Below are 26,393 nucleotides of genomic sequence, written 5' to 3' on the forward strand. Positions count from 1 at the left end.
TAAGGGACAGGGGTCCTGCTGGGCGGGGTCCTGCTGGGCGGGGTCCTGCTGGGCGGGCGCCGTCAGCTCGCACCGGGGCACAGGGGCCGCCGCTCGCGCGGTCTCGGCCTGTGCGAGCTGCGCGCCGACCTGGGAGCGGACCGACCGGAGCTGGTCGATCAGCGCGTCCAGCTCCGTGAGCTTGCGGCGGTACACGGCGAGCGAGGCGGGGCAGACGTCGCCGGCCGGGTGCCCGGCGCGCAGACACTCGACGAACGGCCGGGTCTCCTCCAGCTCGAACCCGAAGTCCTGGAGGGTCCGGATCTGCCGGAGGAGCCGCAGATCGCTCTCGTCGTACGTGCGGTACCCGTTCACCGCGCGCCGTGCGGGCAGGAGCCCGCGGGACTCGTAGTACCGCAGAGTCCGGGCGGTGGTCCCGGCCCGCTCCGCCAGCTCGCCGATTCTCATGTCCTCGACCGTAATCCTTGACGCCGACGTCAAGGCAAGGAGCCGGTTCCCCGGAGGCGGGCCGCCGCCTTCAGGAGACGGACGGGCCGGGCCCATTGACGGCTCACCCGGCACGTCGTAAAAGACGTACTGAGAGCGCTCTCAGATCGATCGGCGGTCCGCCGATCCGGTCGGTGGACCGGATCCTCCCGGACCGGATCCTCCTCGGCACCATCCTCACCGGAGGCGTTTCCTTGAGAACGAGCCGCATCAGACGCACACCCCGTACCCGGCACACCCCCCGCACCCCCTTCCTCGCCGCGGCCCTCGCCCTGGCCGTCGCGCTGGCGGGCTTCATCGGGCTGACGGGCGCGGGCAGCGCGCAGGGCGCCATCCCGCCCGCTCCCGGCTGGAACCTTCAGTGGAGTGACGACTTCAACGGCGCCGGCGGCACCTTGCCCTCCGCCGCCAACTGGCAGATCGACACCGGTCACGGCTATCCCGGCGGGCCCGGCAACTGGGGCACGGGCGAGATACAGAACTACACCGCGAACCCGGACAATCTGAGCCTCGACGGCGGGGGCAATCTCCGTATCACCCCGCTCAGGGACGGCGGGGGCAACTGGACCTCGGCCCGGATCGAGACCCGCCGCGCCGACTTCAAGGCCCCGGCGGGCGGCACCCTCCGTATCGAGGGCCGTATCCAGATGCCGAACGTCACCGGAACCGCCGCGCTCGGCTACTGGCCCGCCTTCTGGGCACTCGGCTCGCCGTACCGCGGCAACTACTGGAACTGGCCGGGCACCGGCGAGTTCGACATCATGGAGAACGTCAACGGGATCAATTCCGTCTGGGGCGTGCTGCACTGCGGTGTCAGTCCGGGCGGTCCCTGCAACGAGACCACCGGTCTCGGCGCCAACCGCGCGTGCCCCGGCGCCAGTTGCCAGTCCGCCTTCCACACCTACCGCTTCGAGTGGGACCGCTCGGTCGCGCCCAACGAGCTGCGCTGGTACGTGGACGACCAGCTCTTCCACTCCGTGCGGCAGGACCGGGTCGACGCGGGCACCTGGGCCGATATGACCGACCACGCCGGGTACTTCCTGCTGCTCAACGTGGCGATCGGCGGCGCCTTCCCGGACGCGCTCGGCGGACCGACGCCGACGGCGGCGACCGTTCCCGGCCGTCCCATGCTGGTCGACTACGTGGCCGTCTGGACCCGTGGCGGCGGCTCGACGCCGACGGACCCGCCCACCGACCCGCCGACCGATCCCCCGCCTTCGGGCTCCTCGACGCTGTACGCGCGCGCGGGCGCGGGCCTCGGCGACTCCACCGGCTCGGCCACCACGGCCACTCTCGCCACGGCGGGCGGCGCCAACCACGACGGCACACCGCACAATCCGCAGGTCTTCACCTCCGGCGGAATCACCCGGACGTACAACGGCGGCCAGACGCAGTTCGACCTCTTCGTGGACTCGGGCGCGACGGTCGGCAACGGGCAGCAGATCAGGGTGAGTTACGACCGCACGGGCGACGGCACCTGGGACCGTACGGAGACATATCCGTACTTCGCGACCGATCCGGTCCCCGGCTACGAGCACTACACGCAGGCGAGCGGGCTCAAGTCGAGTACCGGCACCCACGGCGACCTGGTCAACGGCAAGGTCCGTATCGAGGTCTGGAACGCCATCGGCAACGGCACCAGCACACTCGGCATCGGCAACCAGTCGGTGATCCGGATCCCGTTCGGCTGATCCCGGGCCCACCGGCCGGCCGGACCGGCGGACGGATTCGACCGGCGCACGGGTCCGGCCGGCGGACGGGCTCGACCGGCTCGTACGGACGTCTCCGTACGAGCCGGTCCCGGTCCCGGCACGCGTCCTGTCAGACCCGCGTGCGGACGAGACCGATGAGCTCGGCCATGGCCGGGCGGTCGGACTCGTCCGTGACGCTCGTGACGACCTGGAGCGTGCAGGCCCGGTCGCCCACCGCGAAGTCGGCCGCGTTGCCGGAGCCGAAGCTGATCCCGTCGGTGCCGGAGGCCGACTGGTCCGGGGCGGCCGTGCCGGGTGAGCCGATGCTCAACGTGACGGAGTGGTAGGTGTCGGGGTTCTCCCACAGACACACGCTCTCCCCCACCCCGGAATCAGGCCGACCGCCGTCGTTCTCGCCGATGACCGGCGTGATCTCCGCGGGCTTGAGCAGCGCGCACGCGTCGACCTTCTCGGCCGGCGCCGCGGCACCGGCTTCCTTGGTGGCCGATGCGCCGGAAGAGCGGTCGTCGGGGGACCGCGTGCTCGTGTCCGAGCCGCACGCGGCCAGCGCCGGCACCAGGACCACCAGACAGACCGCTGCCAGAGATGAACGCCTCACGGCCGTACGGTTGTCACGGGTGCGCGTGCTTCCGCGGTTCGTCCTATACATGTAAACCCCCACATGGTCGGCCCCGGACCCCGGGGACAACCTCAAGGACGGTCTCGTCCGAGACGTGGGTTGCGGCAGCGCGTGCCAGTCACGTGCGGGAACTGTCACCGGACGGCCACCGCTCCCGTGGCGCGGCGGCGGCCCCGCCGCGCGCCCTGTTCAGCCCCCGGGACTCAGTCCCGCCACGGCCAGCCGGAACAGCCGGTCCGCCTCGCCTGCGGGATCGGGCTGATGCTCCGTGGCCAGGGCGATACCGACGATCAGGGTGATCAGATCGGCGAAGGTGACGCTCGTCGCCACCGCGCCGTCCCGCGCGGCGCGGCGGAGCAGCGGGGCCGCCGCCGCCTCCAGCAACGCCGAGCAGGAGTTCACCTGCTCCGAGCCGGGCCCGGCGCCCTCGGGAGCCAGTACGGGCGCCAGCCCTCGGGCGGAGGCGGAGTAGGCGACCACGTCACCCAGCCAGTCCAGCAGCGCGCTCCGGCTGTCGTCCGCGCCCGCCAGGTCGCGGGCGCGGACGCACAGGGCCTCGATCCGGTTCCGGGAGACCGCCTCCAGCAGTGCGCGGCGGGTGGGGAAGTGGCGGCGCACGGTCGCCGAACCGACCCCCGCGGTGCGGGCGATCTGCTCCAGGGAGGCGTTGACGCCGCGTGCGGCGACCTCCTCCTCGGCCACGGCGAGGATGCGCGCGTAGTTGCGCCTGGCGTCCGCGCGCTGCTGGGCGGGCATGGCGCCACCTCCGGTTCCATTAAATGGCGGGCCCCGCCGTATTGTATCGTGCAGAGAAACGGCGGGCCCCGCCGTTTACCGAGGGCACCCCGAGGAGCATCATGTCCACCGATTCCGCACCCGTCCTGGTCACCGGCGCCACCGGCAGACAGGGCGGCGCCACCGCCCGCGCCCTGCTCGCGGCGGGCGTTCCCGTCCGCGCCCTGGTCCGCGACCCGGCCACCGGCCGCGCCAGGGCCGTCGAGGCGCTCGGCGCCGAACTGGTCACCGGCGACCTCCGCGACCGCGAGTCCGTGATCCGGGCCGCCGAGGGCGCCCGCGCCGTCTTCTCCGTACAGATGCCGGGCATGACCGAGGACGGCTTCGACTTCGCCGGCGAGACCGCCCAGGGCGTCAACCTCGTCGAGGGCGCGAAGGCCGCCGGAGTACCGCAGTTCGTGCACACGTCCGTCTCCGGCGCCGACCGGCGCACCGAGGCTCCCGGCTGGGCCGAGGGCCGCTGGGCGTCGATGGAACCCACCCTCGGCGCCAAGACCGCGATCCAGGACCGGGTCCGCGCGGCCGGCTTCGCCCACTGGACACTCATCAAGCCGGGCTTCTTCATGGAGAACTTCCTGCCGTCCATGGCGTTCCTCTTCCCGCGCGGGATCGAGGGCGGCATCGTGTCCGTCCTGAAACCCGCCACCCGGCTCTCCCTCGCGGCGGTGGAGGACATCGGCAGGGCCGCCGCGGCGGCCCTCACCGCGCCGGAGCGGTTCGGCGGGATCGAGCTGGAGCTGGCGAGCGACTACCTGTCGATGGCGGAGATCGCCGAGGTCCTCTCCCGCGCGCTGGGCACCCCGCTGTCCGCGCCGGACATGACCGTGGAGGAGGCTCTCGCCGCGGGCATGCCGGGGATGGGCGCCTCGCACGAGTGGATGAACGTGGTCGGCCAGCCGGCCCGCCCCGAGTACGCGAGAGACCTCGGCATCCCCCTCACCAGCTTCGAGGAATGGGCACGGGAGCACATGCGGGCCACGGCCTGACCCGGCGCCCGGCGCCCGCCGGCCGGCCCGCGGGTCGGCCGGTCGTACGGCCGGAAGGGATCCGGCAGAGACGGCGGAGGGGACGGGCACTCCAAAGGGTGGCCGATTACCCATTTGCCGCGTGCGGGGCATATACGCGAAATAGGGGAGGTAATTATGCATTGCTGACAACCGCGCCGTTCCTAACGAACGTGCCCGTCCTGGAGTAGGCGATGACCGAAATCGGCGAAACAACCACCTGTCCGTTCGACTTCAGCGAAGGCCTGGAATTCGATCCCCTGCTCACGGAGCTCATGTCCAGGAATCCGGTGACCCGGATCCGGCTGCCCTACGGTGACGCGGACGCGTGGCTGGTCACGGGGTTCGAGGGGGTGCGGCAGGTGACCACCGATCACCGGTTCAGCCGGGCGGCGATCACCGGCCGGAACTATCCGCGGCTGACGCCGGAGCCGATCGTCTCGCCCGAGTCGATCAATGTCATCGATCCGCCCCGGAGCACCCGGCTGCGCAAGCTGGCCTCGCAGGCGTTCACCAAGCGGCATGTGGACCGGATGCGACCGGCGGTCGAGGGCATCGCCGCCGGGCTGCTCGACGAGATGGCCGAGCACGGTTCGCCCGCCGATCTGGTGAGCCATCTCTCGGACCGGCTCCCCCAGCACACCATCTGCGAGCTGCTGGGCATCGCGCCCGAGGACCGGCCCGGCATGCAGGAGTACGCGCACCAGTTGCTCTCCACCGGTCCGGAGACCCAGCAGGCCGCGGCGCACGCGAAGTCGGCTCTGCGCGAGTACTTCGGCGGGCTCGTCACCGAGCGGCGGCGCAGTCCCGGTGACGATCTGATCAGCACCCTGGCCGCCGCGAAGGAGGGCGACGACGCCTTCGACGACCAGGATCTGGCCGTCATGGCGCTGACGCTCATGCTGAGCGGGCACGACACCGCGACCTGCGAGATCAGCAATATCGCGTACATCCTGCTGAACCGGCCCGATCTGATGGAGCAGGTACGGAGCCGGCCCGAGGAGCTGACACGGGTCCTGGACGAACTGCTCCGCTTCATCCCGTTCCGCAAGGGCGTCGGCATCCCGCGGATCGCCACCGAGGACGTGGAGATCGAGGGTGTGACGATCCGGGCGGGCGACTTCGTCCATGTCTCGTACCTGACCGCGAACCGCGATCCGAAGCGCTTCACGGACCCGGACGTCATCGACCCGGACCGTACGCCGACCCCGCACATGACCTTCGGCTGGGGCGGACACCGGTGCATCGCCGCGCCGTTGGCGATGGTGGAGCTGGAGGCGGCGATCGGCGGCCTGGTGAACCGCTTTCCACGGCTGCGGCTGGCGGTGCCGGTCGAGGAGGTGCGCTGGGACACGGAGACGATCCGGCGGTTCCCCGTCGCGCTGCCGGTGGCGTGGTAGAGGCGGACACGGACGGGCCCCGCACAGCGCCATGAGCCCCGCTCCCACCCTCACGCCGGGAGGTCACCAGCGCGGAACCGCCGGCGTCGTCCACTGCGGGTGGGCCACCCGCATCGCCGCCGCGTCGTCGCGGTCGCGCAGGCCGCCGTCGTCGTCCAGCCACCGCCGGTGCAGTACGGCGAGGCGGTCGCGGTCGAGTTCGACACCGAGTCCGGGAGCGTCCGGGACGTCGAGGCGGCCGTCGGTGAAGGTGAGCCGCTCCTTCGACTCGTCCGTGACGACGTCCTCGGTCTGCCACGGATAGTGGCTGTCGCAGGCGTAGTCGAGATTGGGGACGGTGGCGGCGACATGGGTCATCGCGGCCAGGCTGATCCCGAGATGGGTGTTGGAGTGCATGGACATGCCGACGCCGAAGGTGCGGCAGATCGCGGCGAGTTCGCGGGTGTTGCGCAGTCCGCCCCAGTAGTGGTGGTCGCTCAGCACCACCTGGACCGCACCCGTGGTGAACGCCTCGCGGATCTCGGCGAACGTGGTGACACACATGTTGGTGGCGAGCGGGACCCGGGCGCGGGCGGCGACCTCGGCCATGTTCCGTGTGCCGCTGGTGGGATCCTCCAGATATTCGAGGACGTCACGCAGCTCGTCGGCGACCTTGAGCGAAGTCTCCACGGACCAGGCGCCATTGGGGTCCAGCCGCAGTGGCCGGCCGGGGAAGCGCTCGGCCAGGGCGCGTACGGCGGCGATCTCCTCGGCCGGTTCGTACACACCGCCCTTGAGCTTGAACGAGGTGAACCCGTAGTCGCGGGCGAAGCGTTCGGCCTGAGCCACCACACCGGCCGGATCCACGGCGGCGCCCCAGTCGTCGGTCCCGCCGGCGCCGTTCGGATGCCCGGCCCAGCGGTAGAAGAGGTACGCGCTGTATTCGACACGGTCGCGGACCTTGCCGCCGAGCAGCCCGTGCACGGGGATACCGGCCGTCCTGCCCCACGCGTCCAGGCACGCCACCTCGAAGGCGGAGACGACCGAGAGCCGCAGCTTGTCGGCGGTCTGCACACCCCGAAGCCCGCCGACGTCGACGGAGTCGTCCACCCGGGAGGCGTCGACGGCCACCTGACCGGCCAGCGCGAACAGCCCGTTGAGATCGGTGACCCGGAGTCCGGGCAGCCGCTCCGCCAACGGCCGTGCCAGCTCCAGGTACCTCGTGTCCCCGTACGTCTCACCGATCCCCGTCACGCCGTCGGCGGTGACCACCTCCACGATCAGCCGCGGGGTGTAGGGCTGGTGCACGCCCTGGGTGTTGAGCAGCGGCGGATCGGTCACGAGGATCGGCGTGAGCCTGACCTCGGCGATGGTCGGACCGGCCATGGAGCGTCTCCCTCCGCGGATTCCATCCACGTACGGAGATGCAGGCTACGGATGTGAACACCCGCCGTCAATGCGGCCTGGGGGCGGGCGGTTCCGTCCTCAATCGCCGGACGGGCTGGATTTCGCCCGCACCCGGGCGGCCGTGCCGTCCGGAGACCCGGCACCGGGGCCGGCCGTTCCGTCCTCAAACGCCGGACGGGCCGGATGTGCCCCGCCGTCAGGCGGGGAATGAGGACCGGCCCGGACGGGAGGGGTTCCGTGCGGGCCGGTCCTGGGGAAGGCCGAGGTTGGGGGAGGGGGCCTCGGCCGAGGTCGTCGCCGGGGCCGCGGTCAGACCGCCGCCGTCTTCTTCTCCGCCACCGCCCCGGTTTCGGGCGCCGGCGCCGGAACCTCTCCGTGCCCGTCGTCCAGCAGCGTCTTCTCGTCGAACGGGATCCGGCCCGCCAGGACCTCGTCCACCCGCTCCTTGTCGATCTCCTTCGTCCACGTACCGACCAGGACCGTCGCCACCGCGTTCCCCGCGAAGTTCGTCAGCGCGCGGGCCTCGCTCATGAAGCGGTCGATACCGACGATCAGGCCCACGCCGTCGACCAGTTCGGGCCGGTGGGACTGGAGACCGCCCGCCAGGGTGGCCAGGCCCGCGCCGGTGACGCCCGCCGCGCCCTTGGACGCGATGATCATGAACAGCAGGAGCGAGATCTGCTCCCCGATCGAGAGCGGATCGCCCATGCCCTCGGCGATGAAGAGCGAGGCCATCGTCAGATAGATGGCCGTACCGTCCAGGTTGAACGAGTAGCCGGTCGGCACGGTGATACCGACGACGGGCTTGCTGATGCCCAGGTGCTCCATCTTCGCGATGAGCCGCGGCAGCGCCGACTCCGAGGAGGACGTCGACAGGATCAGCAGGAACTCACGGCCGAGATACTTCAGCAGCGAGAGAATGTTCACCCCCGCGATCAGCCTCAGCAGCAGGCCCAGGATGACGAAGACGAAGATCGCACAGGTGATGTAGAAGCCGACCATGATGATCGCCAGCGACTTCAGCGCGTCGACACCCGTCTCGCCGACCACCGCCGCGATCGCGCCGAACGCGCCGACCGGAGCCGCCCACATGATCATCGCGAGCATCCGGAAGACCAGCCGCTGGATGTGCCCGATGCCCCGCAGCACCGGTTCGCCCGCCGAGCCCATCGCCTGGAGCGCGAAGCCCGCCAGCAGCGCGACCAGCAGCGTCTGGAGGACCTTGCCCTCGGTGAAGGCCGAGACCATCGTCGTCGGGATGATGCCGAGCAGGAAGTCCGCGGTGGACTCGCTCGCGCCCTCCGCCTGGGCGGCGCCCGCGCCACGGGTGGCCTCGGTGAGGTGCAGACCGGAGCCGGGCTCCAGGATGTTGCCGACGATCAGGCCGATGGCCAGCGCGACGGTCGACATCACCATGAAGTAGCCGAGGGCGAGTCCGCCGACGGCACCGACCTTCGCGGCCTTCCTGACCGATCCGACGCCCAGCACGATCGTGCAGAAGATCACGGGCGAGATCATCATCTTGATGAGATTGACGAAGCCGGTACCGATCGGCTTCAGCTCGACGGCCACACCAGGAGCCGCGAAGCCCACCAGAATGCCGAGTGCGACGGCGGCGATCACCGCTATGTACAGATAATGGGTGCGGTCCCGACGTGCGGCCACGGGTCCTCCTTGACTCGTATCCGTGCGATTCCCCCGTCCCTGTCCGAGGGGTCCCGGCGACTATCCATCAGCCTGTGACCCCGGTCACGGTTACGTTCATTTCGTTCATGTGAATGCGGCAATGCAGACTTGCCCCATGCATCTGCCCCGTCCGCGCAGCCTCGCCACGCAGCTCTTCGCCATGCAGGTGGTGCTGGTCGCGGCGGTCGTGGCGGGGTGCGTGCTGTTCGCGTACGTCACAGGTCGTGCCCACACGGACGAGACCGCACGCAAGCAGGTTCTGGCCACGGCGTACGCGCTGGCCGATTCGCCCTCTGTACGGGAGGCGATCCGTACGCCCGATCCGACGGCCCTGCTCCAGCCGTACGCGGAACGGGTGCGGCACGACACCGGGATCGACTTCATCACGATCATGAACCCGAAGGGCATCCGCTGGACCCATCCGGATCCGGCACAGATCGGTATGCCCTTCCTGGGACGTACGGCTCCGGCGCTGCGCGGCGAGACGTTCACCGAGACCTACACCGGCACGCTCGGCCCCTCGATCCGGGCCGTCACACCGGTGCGGGACAACGGGCGGATCACCGGGCTGGTGAGCGTCGGCATCACCGTGGACCGGATCTCGTCCGAGGTGACGCGCCAGGTCAAGGTGCTGGCGCTGGCGGCGGGCGCGGCACTGGCGCTCGGCGGTCTCGGCACCTATGTCATCAACGCCCGGCTGCGCAGGCACACCCACGGGATGAACGCGGCCGAGCTGAGCCGGATGCACGACTACCACCAGGCCGCGCTGCACGCCGTGCGCGAGGGATTGCTGATGCTCGACGGCAGGCGCAGGATCGCCCTGATGAACGACGCCGGCCGGGAGTTGCTCGGCCTCGACGACTCCGCCGTGGGCCGCCCGGTCACCGAGCTGGGGCTGCCCGCGCCGCTCACCGGCGCGCTGCTCGCCTCCGGGCCGCGGGTGGACGAGGTGCATATGACGGCCGACCGGATCGTGGTGGTCAACACCCAGCCGGTGGTGGGCGGAGAGCGGCGCGGTACGGTCATCACCTTGCGTGACCACACCGAACTCCAGGCGCTGTCCGGAGAGCTGGACTCGGAGCGCGGATTCACCCAGGCGCTGCGCTCACAGGCGCACGAGGCCGCGAACCGGCTGCACACCGTCGTCTCGCTGATCGAACTGGACCGGGTGGAGCAGGCGGTGGAGTTCGCCACGGCGGAGCTGGAGCTGGCCCAGGCGCTCACCGACCGGGTGGTGGGCGCGGTCGGCGAGCCGGTGCTGGCGGCGCTGCTGCTGGGGAAGGCGGCCCAGGCGAACGAACGCGGGGTGGAGCTGGTGCTCGCGGAGGACAGCCGTATCGACGACGGCGTCCTGCCCACGGCGCTCGCGCCCCGCGATCTGGTGACGATCCTGGGCAATCTGATCGACAACGCCGTGGACGCGGCACAGGGCGGCGAGGGCGCGCGGGTGACGGTGACGGCGCTGGTCACCGGCGGTGGCAGTGCCGCCGGCGGGAACGGCGCCGAGGGCGGGAGCGGCGCCGACGGCGGTGAACTGCTGCTCGGCGTACGGGACACGGGCGAGGGCGTCGATCCCGGGGACATGGAGGAGGTGTTCCGGCGCGGCTGGTCGACACGTGGTCCTGGGCGCGGACTCGGTCTGGCGCTGGTACGGCAGGCCGTGCACCGCGCGCGGGGAACGGTGGAGCTGGCCCGGGGCGCGGAGGGCGGCGCGGAGTTCACCGTACGGCTGCCGCTGGGGAAGCGGCCGAGCGCGTCGGCCGGTACGGGCGCGGTGGTGCCGCCACCGAACGGCGCGGGCGCGGATGCGGCGGCCTCGTCGGCCGGTACGGGCGCGGGAGCCGTACCGTCGTCCGCCGGTGCGGACACGGCGCGGTCGCCGCAGGCCGGAGCCGCGCCGCCCGCCGGCATGACGGCCGTCCCGGCTCCTCGTACGGACGCGGTCCCGGCTCCCCGTGGGGACTCCCCGCCATCCGCCGGCACGGAGGCGGTCCGGTGAGCCCCGGGGCGGCTGGTCCCGCGGCGCGCGGGCCGATCCGGGTGCTGGTGGTCGAGGACGATCCGGTCGCCGCGGACGCGCATCAGCTCTATGTCGCCCGCGTGAGCGGCTTCACGGTCGCCGGCCTCGCCCACTCGCGCGCCGAGGCCGCCCGGCTGCTGGAGCGCACGGACATCGATCTGATCCTGCTCGACCTCTACCTGCCCGACGGCCACGGCCTCCAGCTCCTGCGCGCGCTGCGGGCCGCCGGACACCACGCGGATGTCATCGCCGTGACGTCGGCGCGCGATCTCGCGGTGGTACGGGAGGGCGTCTCGCTCGGTGTCGTCCAGTACGTCCTGAAGCCGTTCACCTTCGCCACCCTGCGTGACCGCCTCACCCGTTACGCGGAGTTCCGGGCGGCGGCCGGAGAGGCCAGCGGCCAGGAGGAGGTGGACCGGGCACTCGGCGCGCTGCGGGCGCCGCAGCCGTCCTCGCTGCCCAAAGGGCTGAGCTCGCCGACGCTGGAGTCGGTGACCCGTACGCTCCGCGAGTCGCCCACCGGGCTGACCGCCGCCGAGGCGGGCGTCAGGGTCGGGATCTCACGGATCACCGCGCGCCGCTATCTCGAACATCTCGTCACCAACGGGCGCGCGGTGCGCAGTCCGCAGTACGGGCAGGTCGGGCGCCCGGAGTTGCAGTACCGCTGGCTCCCCGCGTCCCACTGAGCCCGGAGACGCCCCGGGCCGCCCTCAGCGGACGCCGCAGACGCGACGGACGCGACGGAGAAGACTAGAAGACGCTCTCCGCCTCGAACATCCGGTTCTCCGGGACCGTCTTGAGCTGCGTCACGGCCTCCGCCAGCGGCACCATCTCCACCGCCGTCCCCTTCAGCGCCGTCATGCCTCCGAACTCGCCGCGGTGCACGGCCTCCACCGCGTGCCAGCCGAACCGGGTCGCGAGCACCCTGTCGTACGCCGTCGGTGTGCCGCCGCGCTGGACATGGCCCAGGATCACCGGCCTGGCCTCCTTGCCCATCCGGCGCTCCAGCTCCGCCGCGAGCCGGTTGCCGATGCCCTGGAAACGCTCATGGCCGAACTGGTCGATCTCGCCCTTGCCGTACTCCATCGAGCCCTCGGCCGGGTGCGCGCCCTCGGCGACACAGATCACCGCGAACTTCTTCCCGCGCGAGAACCTCGCCTCGACCATCTTCACCAGGCTGTCGACCTCGAAGGGCCGCTCGGGCAGGCAGATGCCGTGCGCGCCGCCCGCCATCCCGGACTCCAGCGCGATCCAGCCCGCGTGCCGTCCCATGACCTCCACGACCATCACCCGCTGATGGGACTCGGCGGTGGTCTTGAGCCGGTCGATCGCCTCGGTGGCGACGGTGACGGCGGTGTCGAAACCGAAGGTGCGGTCGGTGGAGTAGATGTCGTTGTCGATGGTCTTGGGGACACCGACGACGGGCATCCCGGCGTCCGAGAGCAGCCGGGCCGCCGTCAGTGTGCCCTCGCCGCCGATGGGAATGAGCGCGTCGATGCCGTAGCGCTGGGCCAACTCGGCGCAGTTCTCGGCGGCTTCGCGCAGCCGGCCGCGCTCCAGCCTGGCCGAGCCCAGGATCGTGCCGCCGCGGGCCAGGATGCCGCTGACCGCGTTGAGGTCGAGCGGGCGGAAGTGGCCGTCGAGCAGTCCCTTGAAGCCGTCCTCGAATCCGATGACCTCGTCGCCGTATCCGGTCAGGGCCCGGTGCACGACCGAACGGATCACTGCGTTCAGGCCGGGACAGTCGCCGCCTGCGGTGAGAACTCCGATACGCATCGTGCTGTGTCTCCTGCTCGCTAGTGCCGTACTTCTCCGGAGGACAGGGCTACCGGATCCACTGTCCTCCACGGGTGAGCCTGTTCCGATTCGATCCTCCCACGGGTGACCGGCGTCACGCGCCGGGTGGTACCGCTGTCGGCGGTGCGGTCGACCGCGCCGGCGAACGGTTCGTACACCACGCCGTGCACGCCCGTACACCTCCCTGTACGCCCCGTCGCGCGCCCCCCTGCGCGCCTGCCCGTACACCTGCCGGTATGCCTCTGAACGCCCCGGCTGCCTAACCATCCCCGGAGGTATTGTCAAGAAGGCGTCGCCACCCCCACGGGAACACCGGCGGGAACGAGCTGTTCATCACACGAGCAGGGCCAGGCACCAGCAGGCACGGCACACACCGGCAGGGACGAGCAGGAACGGGAGAGCGCGTGACACGCAGCGTGTACGTGACCGGGATCGACCGAGGGGACGGCCGTCAGGTCGTGGAGCTGGGCGTCATGGAGCTGCTGACCCGCCAGGTGGACCGGGTGGGAGTCTTCCGGCCACTGGTCCACGACGGTCCCGACCGGCTCTTCGAGCTGCTGCGGGCCCGGTACCGGCTGTCCCAGGATCCGGCGACCGTCTACGGGCTCGACTACCACGAGGCGTCCGCGCTCCAGGCCGAGCGGGGCACCGACGAGCTGGTCTCGCGGCTGGTCGACCGCTTCCACCGGGTGGCGCGGGAGTACGAGGTCGTCCTCGTCCTGGGCACGGACTTCTCGGCCACGCAGCTCCCCGACGAGCTGTCGCTCAACGCCCGGCTCGCCAACGAGTTCGGCGCGTCCGTGATCCCGGTGGTGGGCGGCAAGGGCCAGAACGCCGAGTCCGTACGGGCCGAGGCGCGCAACGCCCACCGCGCCTACGAGGTCCTCGGCTGCGATGTGCTGGCCATGGTCGTCAACCGGGTCGCCGCCGAGGACCGGGCGGAGATCGCGGAGGGGTCGGCCGCGCGGCTGCCGGTGCCCTGTTACGTACTGCCGGACGAACCGGCGCTCGCCGCGCCGACCGTCGCCCAGATCACCCAGGCCCTGGGCGGCACGGTGCTGCTCGGTGACGACGCGGGGCTGGCCAGGGACGCGCTGGACTTCGTCTTCGGCGGGGCGATGCTGCCGAACTTCCTGCGCGCGCTGACCCCTGGCTGCATGGTGGTCACGCCCGGTGACCGCGCCGATCTGGTGGTGGGCGCGCTCGCCGCGCACTCGGCCGGTACGCCCCCGATAGCGGGAGTGCTGCTCACCCTCGACGAACGGCCGGACGACTCCGTACTGACTCTGGCCGCACGGCTCGCGCCCGGCACCCCGGTGATCTCGGTGCCGGGCCGTTCCTTTCCCACGGCGGCCGAACTCTTCGGCCTGGAAGGGAAGTTGAACGCCGACACACCACGCAAGGCGGAGACCGCGCTCGGCCTGTTCGAGCGCCATGTGGACACCTCGGCTCTGCTGGGCCGGCTCTCGGTGGCCCGCAGCGGCCGGGTGACACCGATGATGTTCGAGCACGAGCTGCTGGAGCAGGCCCGTGCCCACCGCAGCCGGGTGGTCCTGCCGGAGGGCGCGGAGGACCGTGTCCTGCGCGCCGCCGACGTACTGCTGCGCCGCGACGTGTGCGAGCTGACGCTCCTCGGTGACACCGGTCTGATCCGGAAGAAGGCGGCCGACCTCGGTATCGATCTCGGCGCCACCCGGCTCATCGATCCGAACGGCTCGGAGCTGCGGCAGCGCTTCGCCGAGCGGTACGCGGAGCTGCGCGCCCACAAGGGTGTGACGGTGGAGCTGGCCCACGACGTCGTGGCGGACCCGAACTACTTCGGCACGCTGATGGTGGGGGAAGGGCTGGCCGACGGCATGGTGTCGGGGGCGGTGCACTCCACGGCGGCGACGATCCGGCCGGCCTTCGAGATCATCAAGACCCGCCGGGCTCAGGACGGCCAAGGAGCTCAGGGTGCTCAGGGAGCTCGCGGGGATGCGTCGATCGTCTCGTCGGTCTTCTTCATGTGCCTCGCCGACAAGGTGCTGGTGTACGGCGACTGCGCCGTCAATCCGGACCCGGACGCGGAGCAGCTCGCCGACATCGCGATCCAGTCGGCGGCCACGGCCGCCCGGTTCGGTGTCGAGCCGCGTATCGCGATGCTCTCGTACTCCACCGGCACCTCGGGCTCAGGAGCGGATGTCGACAAGGTGCGCGAGGCGACGAAGCTGGTGCGCGCGGCCCGTCCGGATCTGCTGATCGAGGGGCCGATCCAGTACGACGCGGCGGTCGAGCCGTCCGTCGCGGCGACCAAGCTGCCGGAGTCGGAGGTGGCGGGCCGGGCGACGGTGCTGATCTTCCCCGATCTCAACACGGGCAACAACACGTACAAGGCGGTGCAGCGCTCGGCGGGCGCGGTGGCCGTGGGCCCGGTGCTCCAGGGGCTGCGCAAGCCGGTCAACGACCTCTCGCGCGGCGCGCTGGTGCAGGACATCGTCAACACGGTGGCGATCACGGCGATCCAGGCGCAGAGCGCGAACGGCGCACAGGACACACCGGCCTCACGGGGCGAGCGGGGCGAGCCCGCGTGAGCGGGTACGCCTCTCCCGTGCCCGCTCCTCGGTCCACTGCCCCCATCCCGCGATCCTCCTGTTCCGCGATCCCCCGATCCCCCCATCCCCCCTGTTCCCCTGCCTTCCCAGCCCCTTCCCCTCTTCCCTCCTACCGAAGGCCGACAGCCCGTGAGTCCGTATCCCCAGGCCGAGCAGGCCACCCGCGTCCTTGTCCTCAACTCCGGTTCCTCGTCGCTGAAGTACCAGCTCCTGGACATGCGGGACGACTCCCGGCTCGCGGCCGGCCTGGTCGAGCGGATCGGCGAGAAGACCTCCGGACTGGTGCACACCGCGTCGCCGTACGCCGACGAGGGCCGGCGTGAACGTACGGGCAGGATCGCCGACCACGCCGAGGCGCTGGAGGCCGTCGCGGACGAACTGGCCCACGACGGACTCGGGCTCGACTCCCCCGAACTGGCGGCGGTCGGCCACCGGGTCGTCCACGGAGGGCTGAGGTTCAGCGAGCCGGCCGTCGTCGACGACGGCGTACTGGCGGAGATCGAGCGGCTGGTGCCCCTGGCGCCGCTGCACAACCCGGCGAACCTCACCGGGATCCGTACGGCGCGGGCGCTGCGCCCCGACCTTCCGCAGGTCGCCGTCTTCGACACCGCGTTCCACACGACGATGCCGGAGCACGCGGCCCGCTACGCCATCGACACGGCGACGGCCGACGCGCACCGTATCCGCCGCTACGGCTTCCACGGCACCTCGCACGCGTATGTCTCCCGCAGGACCGCCGAGTTGCTCGGCAAGGATCCGTCGGAGGTGAATGTGATCGTGCTGCACCTCGGCAACGGCGCCTCGGCGTCGGCCGTGGCGGGCGGCCGGTGCGTGGACACCTCGATGGGGCTGACGCCCTTGGAAGGGCTCGTGATGGGTACACGTTCCGGTGACATCGATCCGGCGGTCACGTTCCACCTGACGCGCGTGGCCGGAATGTCCGTCGACGAGATCGATGAACTTCTCAACAAGAAAAGCGGTCTGGTCGGCCTCTGCGGGGACAACGATATGCGGGAGATCCGCCGGCGTATCGACGCCGGCGACGAGCGGGCCCGGCTCGCGTTCGGCATTTACATCCACCGGCTGAAGAAGTACATCGGTGCTTACAGCGCGGTCCTCGGCCGGGTGGACGCGGTGGCCTTCACGGCGGGCGTCGGGGAGAACGCGGCGGAGGTACGGGAAGCCGCCGTGTCGGGTCTGGAGGTGTTCGGCCTGGCTGTGGACGCGGAGCGCAACGCCGTACGTTCCGGGGAGCCGCGGATCATCTCACCGGACGGGGCGCGGACGGCGGTGGCCGTCGTCCCGACGGACGAGGAACTGGAGATCGCTCGGCAGACTTTCGCACTGGTCGGCGAGGACCGGACGGCAATCGTTCGAGCGGCGGTCGCTCCGCATGTGAGCAGATGTAACCCGATGTGAATCGCCCGGCGGGCGGCTATCGACTGAGCGGCCTGCCGCCCATTTGTACTTTCCACCAGCCGGAATATTCCGCAGGGAAACAAACCGATAGGATCCGCCTTATGCGCCGTTCCAAAATCGTCTGCACACTGGGCCCCGCCGTCGACTCGTACGAGCAGCTGAAGTCGCTCATCGAGGCCGGAATGAATGTGGCCCGTCTGAATATGAGTCACGGAAGCCACCCGGAGCACGAGGAGCGGTACAACCGCGTCCGGAAGGCGTCGGAGGACACCGGCCGTGCCGTGGGTGTGCTCGTCGACCTCCAGGGACCCAAGATCCGGCTGGAGACCTTCGCCGAGGGACCGGTCGAGCTGGTCCGCGGTGACGAGTTCACCATCACCACCGAGGATGTCGCGGGCGACAAGTCCATCTGCGGCACCACCTACAAGGGTCTGCCCGGGGATGTCTCCAAGGGCGACCAGATCCTGATCAACGACGGCAACGTCGAGCTCCGGGTGATCGAGGTCGTGGGCCCCGAGGTCAGGTCCATCGTCATCGAGGGCGGAGTGATCTCCGACCACAAGGGCATCAACCTGCCGGGCGCGGCGGTGAACGTCCCCGCGCTCTCCGAGAAGGACATCGAGGATCTGCGCTTCGGGCTGCGGATGGGATGCGACATGATCGCGCTCTCGTTCGTCCGGGACGCGCAGGACGTGGTGGACGTCCACAAGATCATGGACGAGGAGGGCCGCCGGGTCCCGATCATCGCCAAGGTCGAGAAGCCGCAGGCGGTCGCCAACATGGACGCCGTGGTCGCGGCGTTCGACGCGATCATGGTGGCCCGTGGTGACCTGGCCGTCGAGTACCCGCTCGAAAAGGTCCCGCTGGTGCAGAAGCGGCTCATCGAGCTCTGCCGCCGCAACGCCAAGCCGGTGATCGTGGCGACCCAGATGATGGAGTCGATGATCACCAACTCCCGCCCCACGCGCGCCGAGGCGTCCGACGTCGCCAACGCGATCCTGGACGGCGCGGACGCGGTCATGCTCTCCGCCGAGTCCTCGGTGGGCGCGTACCCGGTCGAGACGGTCAAGACGATGTCGAAGATCGTGGTCGCCGCCGAGCAGGAACTGCTCTCCAAGGGCCTCCAGCCGCTGGTCCCGGGCAAGAAGCCGCGTACGCAGGGCGGTTCGGTCGCCCGCGCGGCCTGCGAGATCGCGGACTTCCTGGGCGGCAAGGCCCTGATCGCCTTCACCCAGTCCGGCGACACGGCCCGCCGTCTCTCCCGCTACCGCGCCGCCCAGCCGATCCTGGCCTTCACGACGGACGAGTCGACGCGCAACCAGCTCACCCTGAGCTGGGGCGTGGAGTCCTTCATCGTGCCGTGGGTGAGCAGCACGGACGAGATGGTCGACCTGGTCGACGAGGAGGTCCTCAAGCTCCAGCGCTACAACGAGGGCGACGCCATGATCATCACCGCGGGCTCGCCTCCCGGTGTCCCCGGCACCACGAACATGGTCCGGGTCCACCACCTGGGCGGCTCCCCCGACGCCTGACGCACCGCGCGGCCGACGCGCGCCCCCACCCCGCACCCACCCGGCCCGCCGACTCCCGGCGGGCCGTTCTGCTGCACCCACGGCGCAGGCCCGGGCCGTACGGCGTCCATGCCCGAACCGCGCGGTGCGGCGCGTCCGAGCCCCGCTACAGCGTCAGGTGCGCGTTGACGGCACGCGCGGCATCCGCCAGTTCAGGGATCTCCACGACCTCGACACCCGACTGTGTGAGCAGTTCGACACCCCGGCATCCGGTGACGAACAGATCGGGCTCACGCCAGGCGATGACGACGCGCGGAATTGAGGCGTGGAGGATGAGCCTCGTACACGTAAGGGGCCGGGACCGGCGCTCGGAACAGGGTTCCAGGGAACTGTAGAGAGTCGCGCCGGTCAGCCGGGGATCGCCGGGCGGCAGCTTGGCGAGCGCGGACTCCTCGGCGTGCACATGTGCGTCAGTCTCACGGCTGTAACCACGACTGATCTCTTCGCCGTCGGCACCGACGATGACGGCGCCGACATTGAACGCCGCCTGGGTGGGCGGGCACTGCCTGGAGATCTCGACGGCGAGGGCCAGCCACCCGCGGTCGTCGGTCACGGGGTGAACTCCTTGGGTGCGTAGCGCAGAAGGACGACATCGCCGACGGCACGGGTTTCCAGCAGCGCCATACGGCGGGTCGAGCCGCCCGGGTACTCGGCGGGACCCAGAAAGCGCGGCGCGTCCGACTGACCGACCAGCAGGGGTGCTATGGCCAGATGGACCTCGTCAGCCAGCCCTTGGGCGAGGAACTGGGTGTGGATGGTGCCACCGCCCTCCACCATGAGCCGCCGCACGCCCCGGACGGCGAGATCGTCGAGCAGGGCTCCGAAGTCCACCGCCGACCCGGTGCTGACGACGTCGGCCAGGCCGTCGAGAGAATCACGGAGCTTCGGGGCCACCGTATCCGTGGTGTAGACAGCCTTCCTGCCACCGTGGTGCCAGAACTTCAGTTCTCGACTGAGGTCACCGCTGGCAGTGACGGTCACCTTCAGCGGATACTCCGGCTTCCCGGCGGCGACGCGGTCCGCACGGCGGTCCGGGCTGTTCACCAGGAGGCGAGGGTTGTCCCGGCGGAGGGTGTTGCCTCCGACGAGGATGGCGTCCGACTCCGCACGGACCTGGTCGACGCGGTCGAAGTCCTCGGCGCTGGAGAGCAGCAGGCGCTGGGCAGAGGCGTCATCGATATAGCCGTCGATGGACGCGGCGACGCTGAGCAGAACGTAGGGACGCTCGGTCATGAGTGGGGTGCATTCCTTCCTGAAACGCGGTCAAGCGTAGTGGGCGACGATTCCGTCGAAGGCGTCCCGGAATTCGATCACCTCGGGAACCGTATGCCAGCGCTGCAGGTCCATGTCGAGCGTGGACAGCTCGCTGAGGATGCGCGCCGAGCCGGTCTCTGCAGCGATGGGCAAGGCACGCAGGCCAACGACGGCAGCTTGCCGAGGATCGCCCGAGCGCGCGTGAGCGACACTCGCACGGGAAAGGTATACGCCGCGATCCCGCCGATATGTCGGCGGGATCGCACGGATGACCTGGGCAAAGCCCTCGGCAGCGACGCTGTGGTGACCGAGTACGGACATCGAGTGGGCATGCTGGGCCTGGACATAGGTCGCGTTCAGCCAACCGCCTCTTCGGCGGGGCGTGTCGTCGTTCAGGTCGCTGACCAGCTTGAGGGCAGTGTCGTACGCTCGCTGACACGCGGTGCTGTCACCTTGAAGCGCATGACCGTGTGCCCGGTAGATGGCTCCCATCGCCTGTAGGCGGCTGTGCCGAGGCGCCAGGTGCTGAGCGGCTTCCGCCAGGTCCACCGCCTCGGTCGGATCACGCATGTCGCCAGCCAGCTGTGCCTTGCGGACCATGACATACGTAACCAGCTCCGCTTCACCCGTCGCGTGAGCCCAGTCCAGTGCACGATCGGACCAGTGACGGGCAGCCTGGTGGTCACCTGCGTCCTGATGCAGCCAGCCACAGAACTCCGCGTACTCGGCCTGTACCTGAAGCAACGCCCGGCGGTCCGCGCCCGAGGCTTCGGCACGGAGCCGTTGAATGAGCCCGATGTGGTCACCGACGGTCTCGATCACAAGCCTGGGGCCGAGCAGGTTGTCGCACTCAACCAGCGTCCTTCGGAGTTGTCGCAAATGCTGGACGGGGTGGTTGTCCGGGACGAACGCGGTGCTGTGGGGCGTAGGTCCGGAAGGGGCGCCTGCGGCAAGGAACGCGGCCCCTGCGAAGCGCTCACGCAGCAGCGCGCGGCGCGGCATCGTCACGATGACGATCCTCCCCTCGGCGGTGCGGCAGGGCACACGGACTTCGTTGCCGTCTGCCGGGCCCAGCATGGCCTCATCGGGCAGCTGCGAGCCGTCGTGTCGACCGGTACCGGCCGCACTGTCCACATCAGCCGTGCGATTGTCCGCTTCGGCCAGCACCCGTACCAGAGCACGGCCCAGCACTCCGCCAGTCTCCAGCGCCGCGTCCAGGGCCTCGGCCAGTCCGGGTGTACAGGCCCGGGCAGCCTTCTCGATCTTCGCGATGAGATCACCGCTGACATGCACCAATGCGCCTAACTGGTCTTGCGTCAGACCGCGTTGCCCACGCCAGTGGCGCAACTCCGCGCCGAACCAGTCCCGATTGGACCGGCCCGGCTCCAACTGCCTGGGCGGCTGCGGCATGCGATCCCCCTTCGGCCTGCGATGTGGACACCCGCTGCCGTCCACATGCCGGACTTCACGGCGGGTACCGCCGAGGGGCTGAATGGTTCCACGACGTTCCGTACCCAGTACACACCGCAACGAGCGGCGGATACCGGGGTTTCCCTGACCTGACCCATCTGACCCACACCTTGCCGGGAGCGCTCGCTCCCGCCCAGGGGGAGCAATGCCGCTATCGGAACAACCACTCGCGCTGACCTGGCAGATGGACTTCACCCCCTACGCACGGTGCGTGTCACTCGTCCGAAAACAGGTCGTGCGTGCCATGACGGGGTGGGGATGCGCCGAGGACGACACGGCTGCGGCCGTGCTCATCTCCAGCGAACTCGTCACCAACGCGATTGAGCACGCGCATGTCCCGGGCGAACGCTTCGGCATCACACTCGCGGTCACCCGCCGGCACTGCCTCATCGAGGTGGCCGACCCACTGACAACCGCTCCCTGGATCACGTCCCCGTCCTTGGACGACGAACACGGCCGTGGTCTCAATCTGGTGGCCACACTCGCCGAAGACTTCGGCCACCACCGCCGCGCGGACGGCGGCAAGACCGTATGGGCCCGTCTCACCCTGACCGGTCCGGGCCGCTCGTCTCCACCCGTGGGCGGTATCTGAAACCCCCGTTCCAGCCGGACTCCCGGCGAAGGAACAGCCGACCGGAACGGGTCGGGCCACAAGGGCCCAGCACCGCACCATCCAGCGCCCGGACGGACCGAGTGCCGGTACAGCACAGAGGTCACCATGCGACAGCGGATCGACCTGGTCAAGTACGGCGGAGAGGACGACAGCGGCAGTAGCGGCGGGGACGACGACACCCCTGCCGGCGGCTGCGGCGACGGCGACGGCTGCGGTCGCAGCTAAGGACACAGCGCTGAACAGGGCAGTCCCGTCCAGCGGACGGGACTGCCCGCCGACCGCCCAGGAGAGACATGGCACCCCATCACCACGCGTACGTATGGATCGGACACGGTGACTTACTGGTGAAGCCAGGTGACGCACAGCGGCGCCCGGGACACCCGGAATTCCCGTCCACTCACGTAATGCCGCTCGAGAGCGCGGACTGGTTGCTGAAGGCCCCGGCACTGATCGAGGCGACGTTCACCGAAGCGGGAGAGGCGGCGGACTGGTACACGGGACAGCTGGCGTGGCACTCCGACACGCTTTCGGGCACCTATGCCCCGGTCGCCGACCCTATCGAGGTCGTACGACGGCTCGCGGCCCGTGAAGACATCGTCGGCGGCTGGTGGTTGACCGGTGGCCGGTTCCTCTCTCTCGGTCTGATCGCGTGCAGTCCGCACCGCGTGCGCCGGGAGTACATCTGCCCCGGGCCCTGACCGGGATGTCAGGTGAGGTGGGTGATGGTGAGGGTATCGGGGGGCGGGGAGGTCGTCGCTACTCCCCTTGGCACCAAGCGTCGCAGACGTACGGCGTGACCCGGATCACCGGATCGATCGTCCCTGGCTGCGGTACGGCCGTCCGGCCACGCCGGCGCCATGAACACATCCACGTATCCCTCCCCCGGCCACTGGATCGGCGGCCGGGCCGTCCCCGGCTCCGGTGCCACGATCGATGTGGTGAACCCGGCCACCGGCGGGGTCGTCGCCGCCGTGGCGGCCGGTAATCCCGGCGATGTCGACCGGGCCGTCGCCGCCGCGACCGCCGGCCTTCCCGGCTGGGCCGCGACCGGTCTCGCCGAGCGGGCGGCGGTGCTGTGGCGCGCGCTCGCTGTCGCCGGACGGCTGCGGGGCGGGCAGACGATGTGAACGGCGCAGCCTTCGATCCGCCGGCGTCCTTCGGCGGTTGCAAGCCGTCGGGCAAGGGGCGTGAGGCGGGCGCCTTCGGCCTGGCGGAGTTCCTGGAGGTCAAGTCCGTCCAGCGGTGAGCGCCGCCGCGGCCCGCACCCGGTCGAGGTCGGCTCGACGGATGCGGGCCACCGTTCTTCCCGCGCGGCTCCCGGGAGATCCGGTTCAGTCCGTGATGTAGTTCTGGAGGCCCGGGACGGTGAGCGTGCCGCCGAACTGGCCCGCCTGAGTCACCTCGACCTCCGTGAAGAAGGCGAACGGTACGTTCAGCGGAGGCGGCGTCCGCGGGCTGAAGGTGACGGGGATGAGCCCGAAGAGATTGCCCTTCAGCTCCTCGGTGTACATGGTCACTTCGCCGTCGCGGATCGTGGACGTCGAGCCCGCGCGGGCCTGCACATGGCCCGTCCTGCCCTCGGGATAGACCACGGTCTGGTGCAGGTCGCCGATGTCCACCGACGTGGCCGTGAACTTCAGCGCCTTCTTCAACCTGCCGCTGCCGGTCTTCACCTCGACGATGCCGTGGTAGTCCAGCCCGCGCAGCGTCAGCAGTGAGCTGTGCAGCGTCCAGGGATCGTCCGGCAGCAGCGGGATGCCCTGCTCCTCCTTGGCGGCGGCGAGCGCCTCGGGATCGGGAGTCGGGCAGGGGAAGGGCTCCTTGCCGTCGGCGCCCGCCGGGATGTCGTCGTCCTTGTGCGCGTCGAGTCCCTTGGCCTCGTCGTCCAGTTCCTCGACCGTGACCCCGGCCCTCTCGGCCGCCTCCCTGATGGCCTTCTCCGTATCGTCCACCACGGCGCCCGCCGCGCCGCCCGCGCCGTTCCCACCGCCCGGACCACCCGGACGCGCGGGGCTGTCCGGCGCCGGCCTCTGCGTGGACGAGGGCCTGGGCGCGGGCTCGGCGGACGGTTCGGCGGCGTCCGGCCTCTGCGGGGTGGCCGAGGGCGTCGGCGTCCGCGTGGCCGGCGTCTCCTTGCCGGGGATACCGAGGAGGTCGCCGAGTGCGTCCCCCAGCCCCAGCGGATCCAGCGGGTGCTTGGACTTCGCAGGAGCCGGAGTCGGAGCCGGCTTCGCGGTCGCCGTCGCTGTCGGCTTCGGCTCGGGCTCGGCTCCGGCGGGAGCGTCGGCGTCCTCGGAGTCCGGCCCCCACGCCGTGCTCTGCCCCGTACCCGGCTCCGCCGCTCCCGCCTCGGTTCCGTCCGGGGCCGACGGCGACTCGCCGGGCGCGGGCGACTGCGAGGGTGACCCGGACGGCGACTCCGACGGCGATCCCGAGGGCGAGGGCGACTCCGACGGGTCCGGATCGTCCGAGCGCGTCACACACGGTCCCGGCGCGAAGGGTATGTCCTTGCTGTCGTCGGCCAGCGCGAGCCTGGGGGTGAGCCCCATGCCCACGAAGACTGCCGTGGGCATGGCCGCCAGGGCGATGGCCTTGCCGGCGGGTATGTGCAGCTTGGTCAGGAGCGACTTCTTCGGAGCCGCGTGGCGCGGCCCTCTCCTCACCCGGGATTCATCGCCTCCGGCCGTGATCCGCTGGGTCTCTTCACCCCGCACTGTTCCTCCCGCCGTTGGCTTGGGCAGTCGTTTCCGTCACGTTCGGGTCCTCCCCGGCGCGCGGTGCGGGAAAGGGGTCGGCGGCCCTGCCGGGTTCCGCCCTTCCGGGTTGGGCACTGCCTGGTTCCGGCGCCTGGTGAGGGATGTGGTGCTCGGTGGCCGGACGGGGCGGCCTGCCGGGTGCCCAGGAGACCGAGAGCGCGCCGCCGAACAGGGCGAGCACGAAGCCGATGAGGAAGCCGCCGATGTTGGAGACCGGGAGGGAGACCAGTGCCAGCAGGATCGTGGCGACGCCCGCGAACACCCGGACGATGCTGTGGAACCACATCGTCAGCCCCAGGGTGACCAGCAGTACCCCGATGATCAGCGAACCCGCGCCCGCGGTGGTGGCCATGGCCATCGTGAGATGCCCGAGCCGCAGGTTCGCGTACGGGAAGTAGGCGATCGGCGCTCCGCTCAGCAACGTGAACAGGCCCGCCCAGAACGGCCGGGTACCTCGCCAGGCACGGAACCGAAGCCGCCAGTAGGTGAATCGTCCTCGGGGACCTGAAGACTCGCCGCTCATGGAAAACCGCTCCCTGGAACCGGTGTTGCCGTGAAAAAGTGTTCGGAGTGTGATCGGTGTTCGGAGTGTCCTCTGAGCGGGCGGGCGGGACCGTGTCCTACGCTCCACGCCCGCCCTGGGTGTGCTTAGTAGCACTCCTTGGCTTTGCCCGTGTGCAACTTCAGGCTCAGGTCGGTGAGCTTGAAGGTGCCGGCCGTGGTCGCCCACGCCGTCTGCTTCACATCGGTGAGCGTGGCCAGCCTGGCGCGCTGGGCGAACCCGAAGCGATTGACCTTGTCCTCGGTTCCGGGCTGGATCTTCGTTCCGTTGCCCGGGTCGCCCGCCGCCACACCGATGTCGATGTCGTCGAAGACCGCGTCGGCTTCGAGCTGTGCGACATCGAGGTAGATGTTCGTCGCCACGACCGGGTTGTCGACGTCCTGCCCGGCACGCAGCTCAAGGCTGACGTTCCCGAAGACCGGAACGTCCGGAGTGACCACCGACTGGCACATGTCGGTGATCGTGGCCTTGCTGAATCCGGAGACGGCGACCGGATGCGCGGTCTTCTTGCCCTTCAGATCCGTGCCGTCGGCGATGCTTCCGTACTGGACGAAGTTCTCACCGACCAGCTTGTCGGCAGTCACCTTGAAGCTCTGGCCGGACACACTGAACGAGGCCGCCAGCGCCCCCTGTGCCAGAGCGACACCTATCGCCGCCGTCGCGGCCACGCTCGGCACCATGACGACCGCGAACCGCTTCCATCTGGTCCCGCCACGCACTTGGGACTCCATGAATTTCCTCCTTCTCGGACGTACATCTCCGGATCGGGTTGGAGCCCGTCCTGGGATGGGAGAAGTGCTACGTCCTCGGGAAGGAGAGCGCCTGCCCCGGAGACGCGGACCGCGTCCGGAACCACGGCGATCACCCCCGAGCGACAACCACTGGCCACGCCTTCGCGCAACCTCTGGACAGGCCCTGCCGGAAAGGCAGGAACCCCCCTGTCCGGTCCGGCGGCGCTGCCGCCGGTCCGCCCGGTGGGGACCCAGGACCGACGGCACGACTGGTTGCCGTGCTGGTGCGGAATTGGACCGAGCGTCGCCGATCGTGGTCCATTCACGGCCTTGACACAAGGGGGTTCGTTACTCACTGGTAACGGCCCGATGGCCGACGGGCGACCCGGTGCCGCCGGGCGGCCACACAGGGTGCCGCCCGGCGGCGCGGCAGAAGCGGCGAATGGATCCCATAGCCGGACAGAACAAGGGAGGCGGCTTACTGCCAGTAACAGCAGTCATTTTTATCAAGATTTGGTAAA

24 protein-coding genes are annotated in these 26,393 nt (G+C 70.3%); 12 read left to right on the forward strand and 12 right to left on the reverse strand.

Translation table 11 applies throughout. From position 1 onward, the window contains the following. Positions 1-447: MerR family transcriptional regulator (locus BFF77_RS11840; protein ID WP_107422145.1), on the reverse strand; the 447-nt coding region annotated here is incomplete at its 3' end. A gap of 248 nt (positions 448-695) precedes the next feature. On the opposite strand from BFF77_RS11840, the gene BFF77_RS11845 reads away from it, so the two are divergent. Next, positions 696-2,177 (forward strand): glycoside hydrolase family 16 protein, encoded by a 1,482-nt coding sequence (locus BFF77_RS11845; RefSeq protein WP_066947596.1) that lies wholly within the window; start codon positions 696-698, stop codon positions 2,175-2,177. 130 nt (positions 2,178-2,307) lie between these two features. Here the strand turns inward: BFF77_RS11845 and BFF77_RS34415 are convergent, their stop codons facing one another. Further along, positions 2,308-2,796 (reverse strand): hypothetical protein, encoded by a 489-nt coding sequence (locus BFF77_RS34415; protein WP_141698418.1) that lies wholly within the window; start codon positions 2,794-2,796, stop codon positions 2,308-2,310. Positions 2,797-3,006: 210 nt separating this feature from the next. Further along, on the reverse strand, positions 3,007-3,573 hold the full coding sequence (locus BFF77_RS11855; RefSeq protein ID WP_066947501.1) for a TetR/AcrR family transcriptional regulator: 567 nt from the start codon (positions 3,571-3,573) through the stop codon (positions 3,007-3,009). 101 nt (positions 3,574-3,674) lie between these two features. On the opposite strand from BFF77_RS11855, the gene BFF77_RS11860 reads away from it, so the two are divergent. Together BFF77_RS11860 and BFF77_RS11865 are read left to right on the forward strand one after the other, a co-directional pair. Next, complete coding sequence (locus BFF77_RS11860; RefSeq protein ID WP_066947504.1) at positions 3,675-4,598, forward strand: NmrA family NAD(P)-binding protein; 924 nt, start codon at positions 3,675-3,677, stop codon at positions 4,596-4,598. A 212-nt stretch (positions 4,599-4,810) separates the two neighbouring features. Continuing rightward, positions 4,811-6,016 (forward strand): cytochrome P450, encoded by a 1,206-nt coding sequence (locus BFF77_RS11865; protein WP_066947507.1) that lies wholly within the window; start codon positions 4,811-4,813, stop codon positions 6,014-6,016. Between the two features lie 63 nt (positions 6,017-6,079). Here the strand turns inward: BFF77_RS11865 and BFF77_RS11870 are convergent, their stop codons facing one another. Beyond that, positions 6,080-7,381 (reverse strand): glucarate dehydratase family protein, encoded by a 1,302-nt coding sequence (locus BFF77_RS11870; protein WP_066947509.1) that lies wholly within the window; start codon positions 7,379-7,381, stop codon positions 6,080-6,082. A 330-nt stretch (positions 7,382-7,711) separates the two neighbouring features. Next, positions 7,712-9,067 (reverse strand): cation:dicarboxylate symporter family transporter, encoded by a 1,356-nt coding sequence (locus BFF77_RS11875; protein ID WP_066947512.1) that lies wholly within the window; start codon positions 9,065-9,067, stop codon positions 7,712-7,714. Between the two features lie 136 nt (positions 9,068-9,203). On the opposite strand from BFF77_RS11875, the gene BFF77_RS11880 reads away from it, so the two are divergent. After that, entirely contained in the window at positions 9,204-11,087 is a 1,884-nt protein-coding gene (locus BFF77_RS11880; protein ID WP_079125054.1) for a sensor histidine kinase, read from the forward strand. Beyond that, positions 11,084-11,794 (forward strand): response regulator, encoded by a 711-nt coding sequence (locus BFF77_RS11885; protein WP_066947514.1) that lies wholly within the window; start codon positions 11,084-11,086, stop codon positions 11,792-11,794. Before BFF77_RS11880 ends, BFF77_RS11885 begins: the two co-directional genes overlap by 4 nt. 64 nt (positions 11,795-11,858) lie before the next feature. Here BFF77_RS11885 and BFF77_RS11890 read toward each other — a convergent pair whose 3' ends face one another. Continuing rightward, positions 11,859-12,884, reverse strand: a complete 1,026-nt coding sequence (locus tag BFF77_RS11890; RefSeq protein ID WP_066947516.1) for an ATP-dependent 6-phosphofructokinase — start codon at positions 12,882-12,884, stop codon at positions 11,859-11,861. 425 nt (positions 12,885-13,309) lie between these two features. Here BFF77_RS11890 and pta point away from each other — a divergent pair, with 425 nt between their 5' ends. The 3 genes from pta to pyk all read left to right on the forward strand — a co-directional run bounded on the left by pta (position 13,310) and on the right by pyk (position 18,447). Then, a complete protein-coding gene (gene pta / locus BFF77_RS11895; protein ID WP_066947518.1) occupies positions 13,310-15,475 on the forward strand; it encodes a phosphate acetyltransferase in 2,166 nt (721 codons plus the stop codon). Positions 15,476-15,625: 150 nt separating this feature from the next. Beyond that, positions 15,626-16,915, forward strand: coding sequence for an acetate kinase (locus BFF77_RS11900; RefSeq protein ID WP_066947521.1), 1,290 nt, complete (start codon positions 15,626-15,628; stop codon positions 16,913-16,915). A gap of 101 nt (positions 16,916-17,016) precedes the next feature. After that, positions 17,017-18,447, forward strand: coding sequence for a pyruvate kinase (pyk, locus tag BFF77_RS11905; protein ID WP_066947525.1), 1,431 nt, complete (start codon positions 17,017-17,019; stop codon positions 18,445-18,447). Positions 18,448-18,592: 145 nt separating this feature from the next. Here the strand turns inward: pyk and BFF77_RS37900 are convergent, their stop codons facing one another. From BFF77_RS37900 to BFF77_RS33125, 3 genes are read right to left on the reverse strand one after another with little or no spacing between them, the layout of a single operon-like run. Beyond that, positions 18,593-19,039, reverse strand: coding sequence for a cytidine/deoxycytidylate deaminase family protein (locus tag BFF77_RS37900; RefSeq protein WP_066947528.1), 447 nt, complete (start codon positions 19,037-19,039; stop codon positions 18,593-18,595). Further along, positions 19,036-19,719, reverse strand: a complete 684-nt coding sequence (locus BFF77_RS37905) for a dihydrofolate reductase family protein (protein ID WP_066947531.1) — start codon at positions 19,717-19,719, stop codon at positions 19,036-19,038. Before BFF77_RS37905 ends, BFF77_RS37900 begins: the two co-directional genes overlap by 4 nt. A 30-nt stretch (positions 19,720-19,749) precedes the next feature. Then, on the reverse strand, positions 19,750-21,150 hold the full coding sequence (locus tag BFF77_RS33125; protein ID WP_079125055.1) for a helix-turn-helix domain-containing protein: 1,401 nt from the start codon (positions 21,148-21,150) through the stop codon (positions 19,750-19,752). Positions 21,151-21,394: 244 nt separating this feature from the next. Here BFF77_RS33125 and BFF77_RS11925 point away from each other — a divergent pair, with 244 nt between their 5' ends. From BFF77_RS11925 to BFF77_RS35150, 4 genes are all read left to right on the forward strand, one after another. Further along, positions 21,395-21,802 (forward strand): ATP-binding protein, encoded by a 408-nt coding sequence (locus BFF77_RS11925; protein ID WP_281196387.1) that lies wholly within the window; start codon positions 21,395-21,397, stop codon positions 21,800-21,802. Between the two features lie 425 nt (positions 21,803-22,227). Next, positions 22,228-22,521: a hypothetical protein gene (locus tag BFF77_RS11930; protein WP_245703366.1), complete on the forward strand. Its 294-nt coding sequence runs from the start codon at positions 22,228-22,230 to the stop codon at positions 22,519-22,521. Between the two features lie 159 nt (positions 22,522-22,680). Next, positions 22,681-22,950, forward strand: a complete 270-nt coding sequence (locus BFF77_RS11935) for an aldehyde dehydrogenase family protein (protein ID WP_066947539.1) — start codon at positions 22,681-22,683, stop codon at positions 22,948-22,950. Continuing rightward, positions 22,947-23,069, forward strand: coding sequence for an aldehyde dehydrogenase family protein (locus BFF77_RS35150; RefSeq protein WP_141698419.1), 123 nt, complete (start codon positions 22,947-22,949; stop codon positions 23,067-23,069). The genes BFF77_RS11935 and BFF77_RS35150 overlap by 4 nt, the downstream gene beginning before the upstream one ends. A gap of 85 nt (positions 23,070-23,154) precedes the next feature. On the opposite strand, the gene BFF77_RS11940 is transcribed toward BFF77_RS35150, so the two are convergent. The 3 genes from BFF77_RS11940 to BFF77_RS11950 all read right to left on the reverse strand — a co-directional run bounded on the left by BFF77_RS11940 (position 23,155) and on the right by BFF77_RS11950 (position 25,872). After that, the gene (locus BFF77_RS11940) at positions 23,155-24,537 is read right to left on the reverse strand and encodes a hypothetical protein (protein ID WP_066947542.1); all 1,383 of its coding nucleotides are present in this window, start codon (positions 24,535-24,537) and stop codon (positions 23,155-23,157) included. Continuing rightward, a complete protein-coding gene (locus BFF77_RS11945) occupies positions 24,527-25,102 on the reverse strand; it encodes a DUF6114 domain-containing protein (protein WP_066947545.1) in 576 nt (191 codons plus the stop codon). Before BFF77_RS11945 ends, BFF77_RS11940 begins: the two co-directional genes overlap by 11 nt. Positions 25,103-25,227: 125 nt before the next feature. After that, positions 25,228-25,872: a DUF6230 family protein gene (locus BFF77_RS11950; protein WP_066947548.1), complete on the reverse strand. Its 645-nt coding sequence runs from the start codon at positions 25,870-25,872 to the stop codon at positions 25,228-25,230. Positions 25,873-26,393 lie beyond the last annotated feature (521 nt).

This window comes from Streptomyces lushanensis, from assembly GCF_001700515.1.
GTDB lineage: Bacteria > Actinomycetota > Actinomycetes > Streptomycetales > Streptomycetaceae > Streptomyces > Streptomyces lushanensis.

Bases quoted from the DNA above. Each gene is read 5' to 3' on its own strand.
- pyk (WP_066947525.1), top strand. From the start codon at position 17,017: ATGCGCCGTTCCAAAATCGTCTGCACACTGGGCCCCGCCGTCGACTCG.
- BFF77_RS11930 (WP_245703366.1), top strand. From the start codon at position 22,228: ATGCCGCTCGAGAGCGCGGACTGGTTGCTGAAGGCCCCGGCACTGATC.
- BFF77_RS11860 (WP_066947504.1), top strand. From the start codon at position 3,675: ATGTCCACCGATTCCGCACCCGTCCTGGTCACCGGCGCCACCGGCAGA.
- BFF77_RS11925 (WP_281196387.1), top strand. From the start codon at position 21,395: ATGGACTTCACCCCCTACGCACGGTGCGTGTCACTCGTCCGAAAACAG.
- BFF77_RS11950 (WP_066947548.1), bottom strand. From the start codon at position 25,872: ATGGAGTCCCAAGTGCGTGGCGGGACCAGATGGAAGCGGTTCGCGGTC.
- BFF77_RS11865 (WP_066947507.1), top strand. From the start codon at position 4,811: ATGACCGAAATCGGCGAAACAACCACCTGTCCGTTCGACTTCAGCGAA.
- BFF77_RS37905 (WP_066947531.1), bottom strand. From the start codon at position 19,719: ATGACCGAGCGTCCCTACGTTCTGCTCAGCGTCGCCGCGTCCATCGAC.
- BFF77_RS11855 (WP_066947501.1), bottom strand. From the start codon at position 3,573: ATGCCCGCCCAGCAGCGCGCGGACGCCAGGCGCAACTACGCGCGCATC.
- BFF77_RS11935 (WP_066947539.1), top strand. From the start codon at position 22,681: ATGAACACATCCACGTATCCCTCCCCCGGCCACTGGATCGGCGGCCGG.
- BFF77_RS11870 (WP_066947509.1), bottom strand. From the start codon at position 7,381: ATGGCCGGTCCGACCATCGCCGAGGTCAGGCTCACGCCGATCCTCGTG.
- BFF77_RS33125 (WP_079125055.1), bottom strand. From the start codon at position 21,150: ATGCCGCAGCCGCCCAGGCAGTTGGAGCCGGGCCGGTCCAATCGGGAC.
- BFF77_RS11890 (WP_066947516.1), bottom strand. From the start codon at position 12,884: ATGCGTATCGGAGTTCTCACCGCAGGCGGCGACTGTCCCGGCCTGAAC.
- BFF77_RS11880 (WP_079125054.1), top strand. From the start codon at position 9,204: ATGCATCTGCCCCGTCCGCGCAGCCTCGCCACGCAGCTCTTCGCCATG.
- BFF77_RS11945 (WP_066947545.1), bottom strand. From the start codon at position 25,102: ATGAGCGGCGAGTCTTCAGGTCCCCGAGGACGATTCACCTACTGGCGG.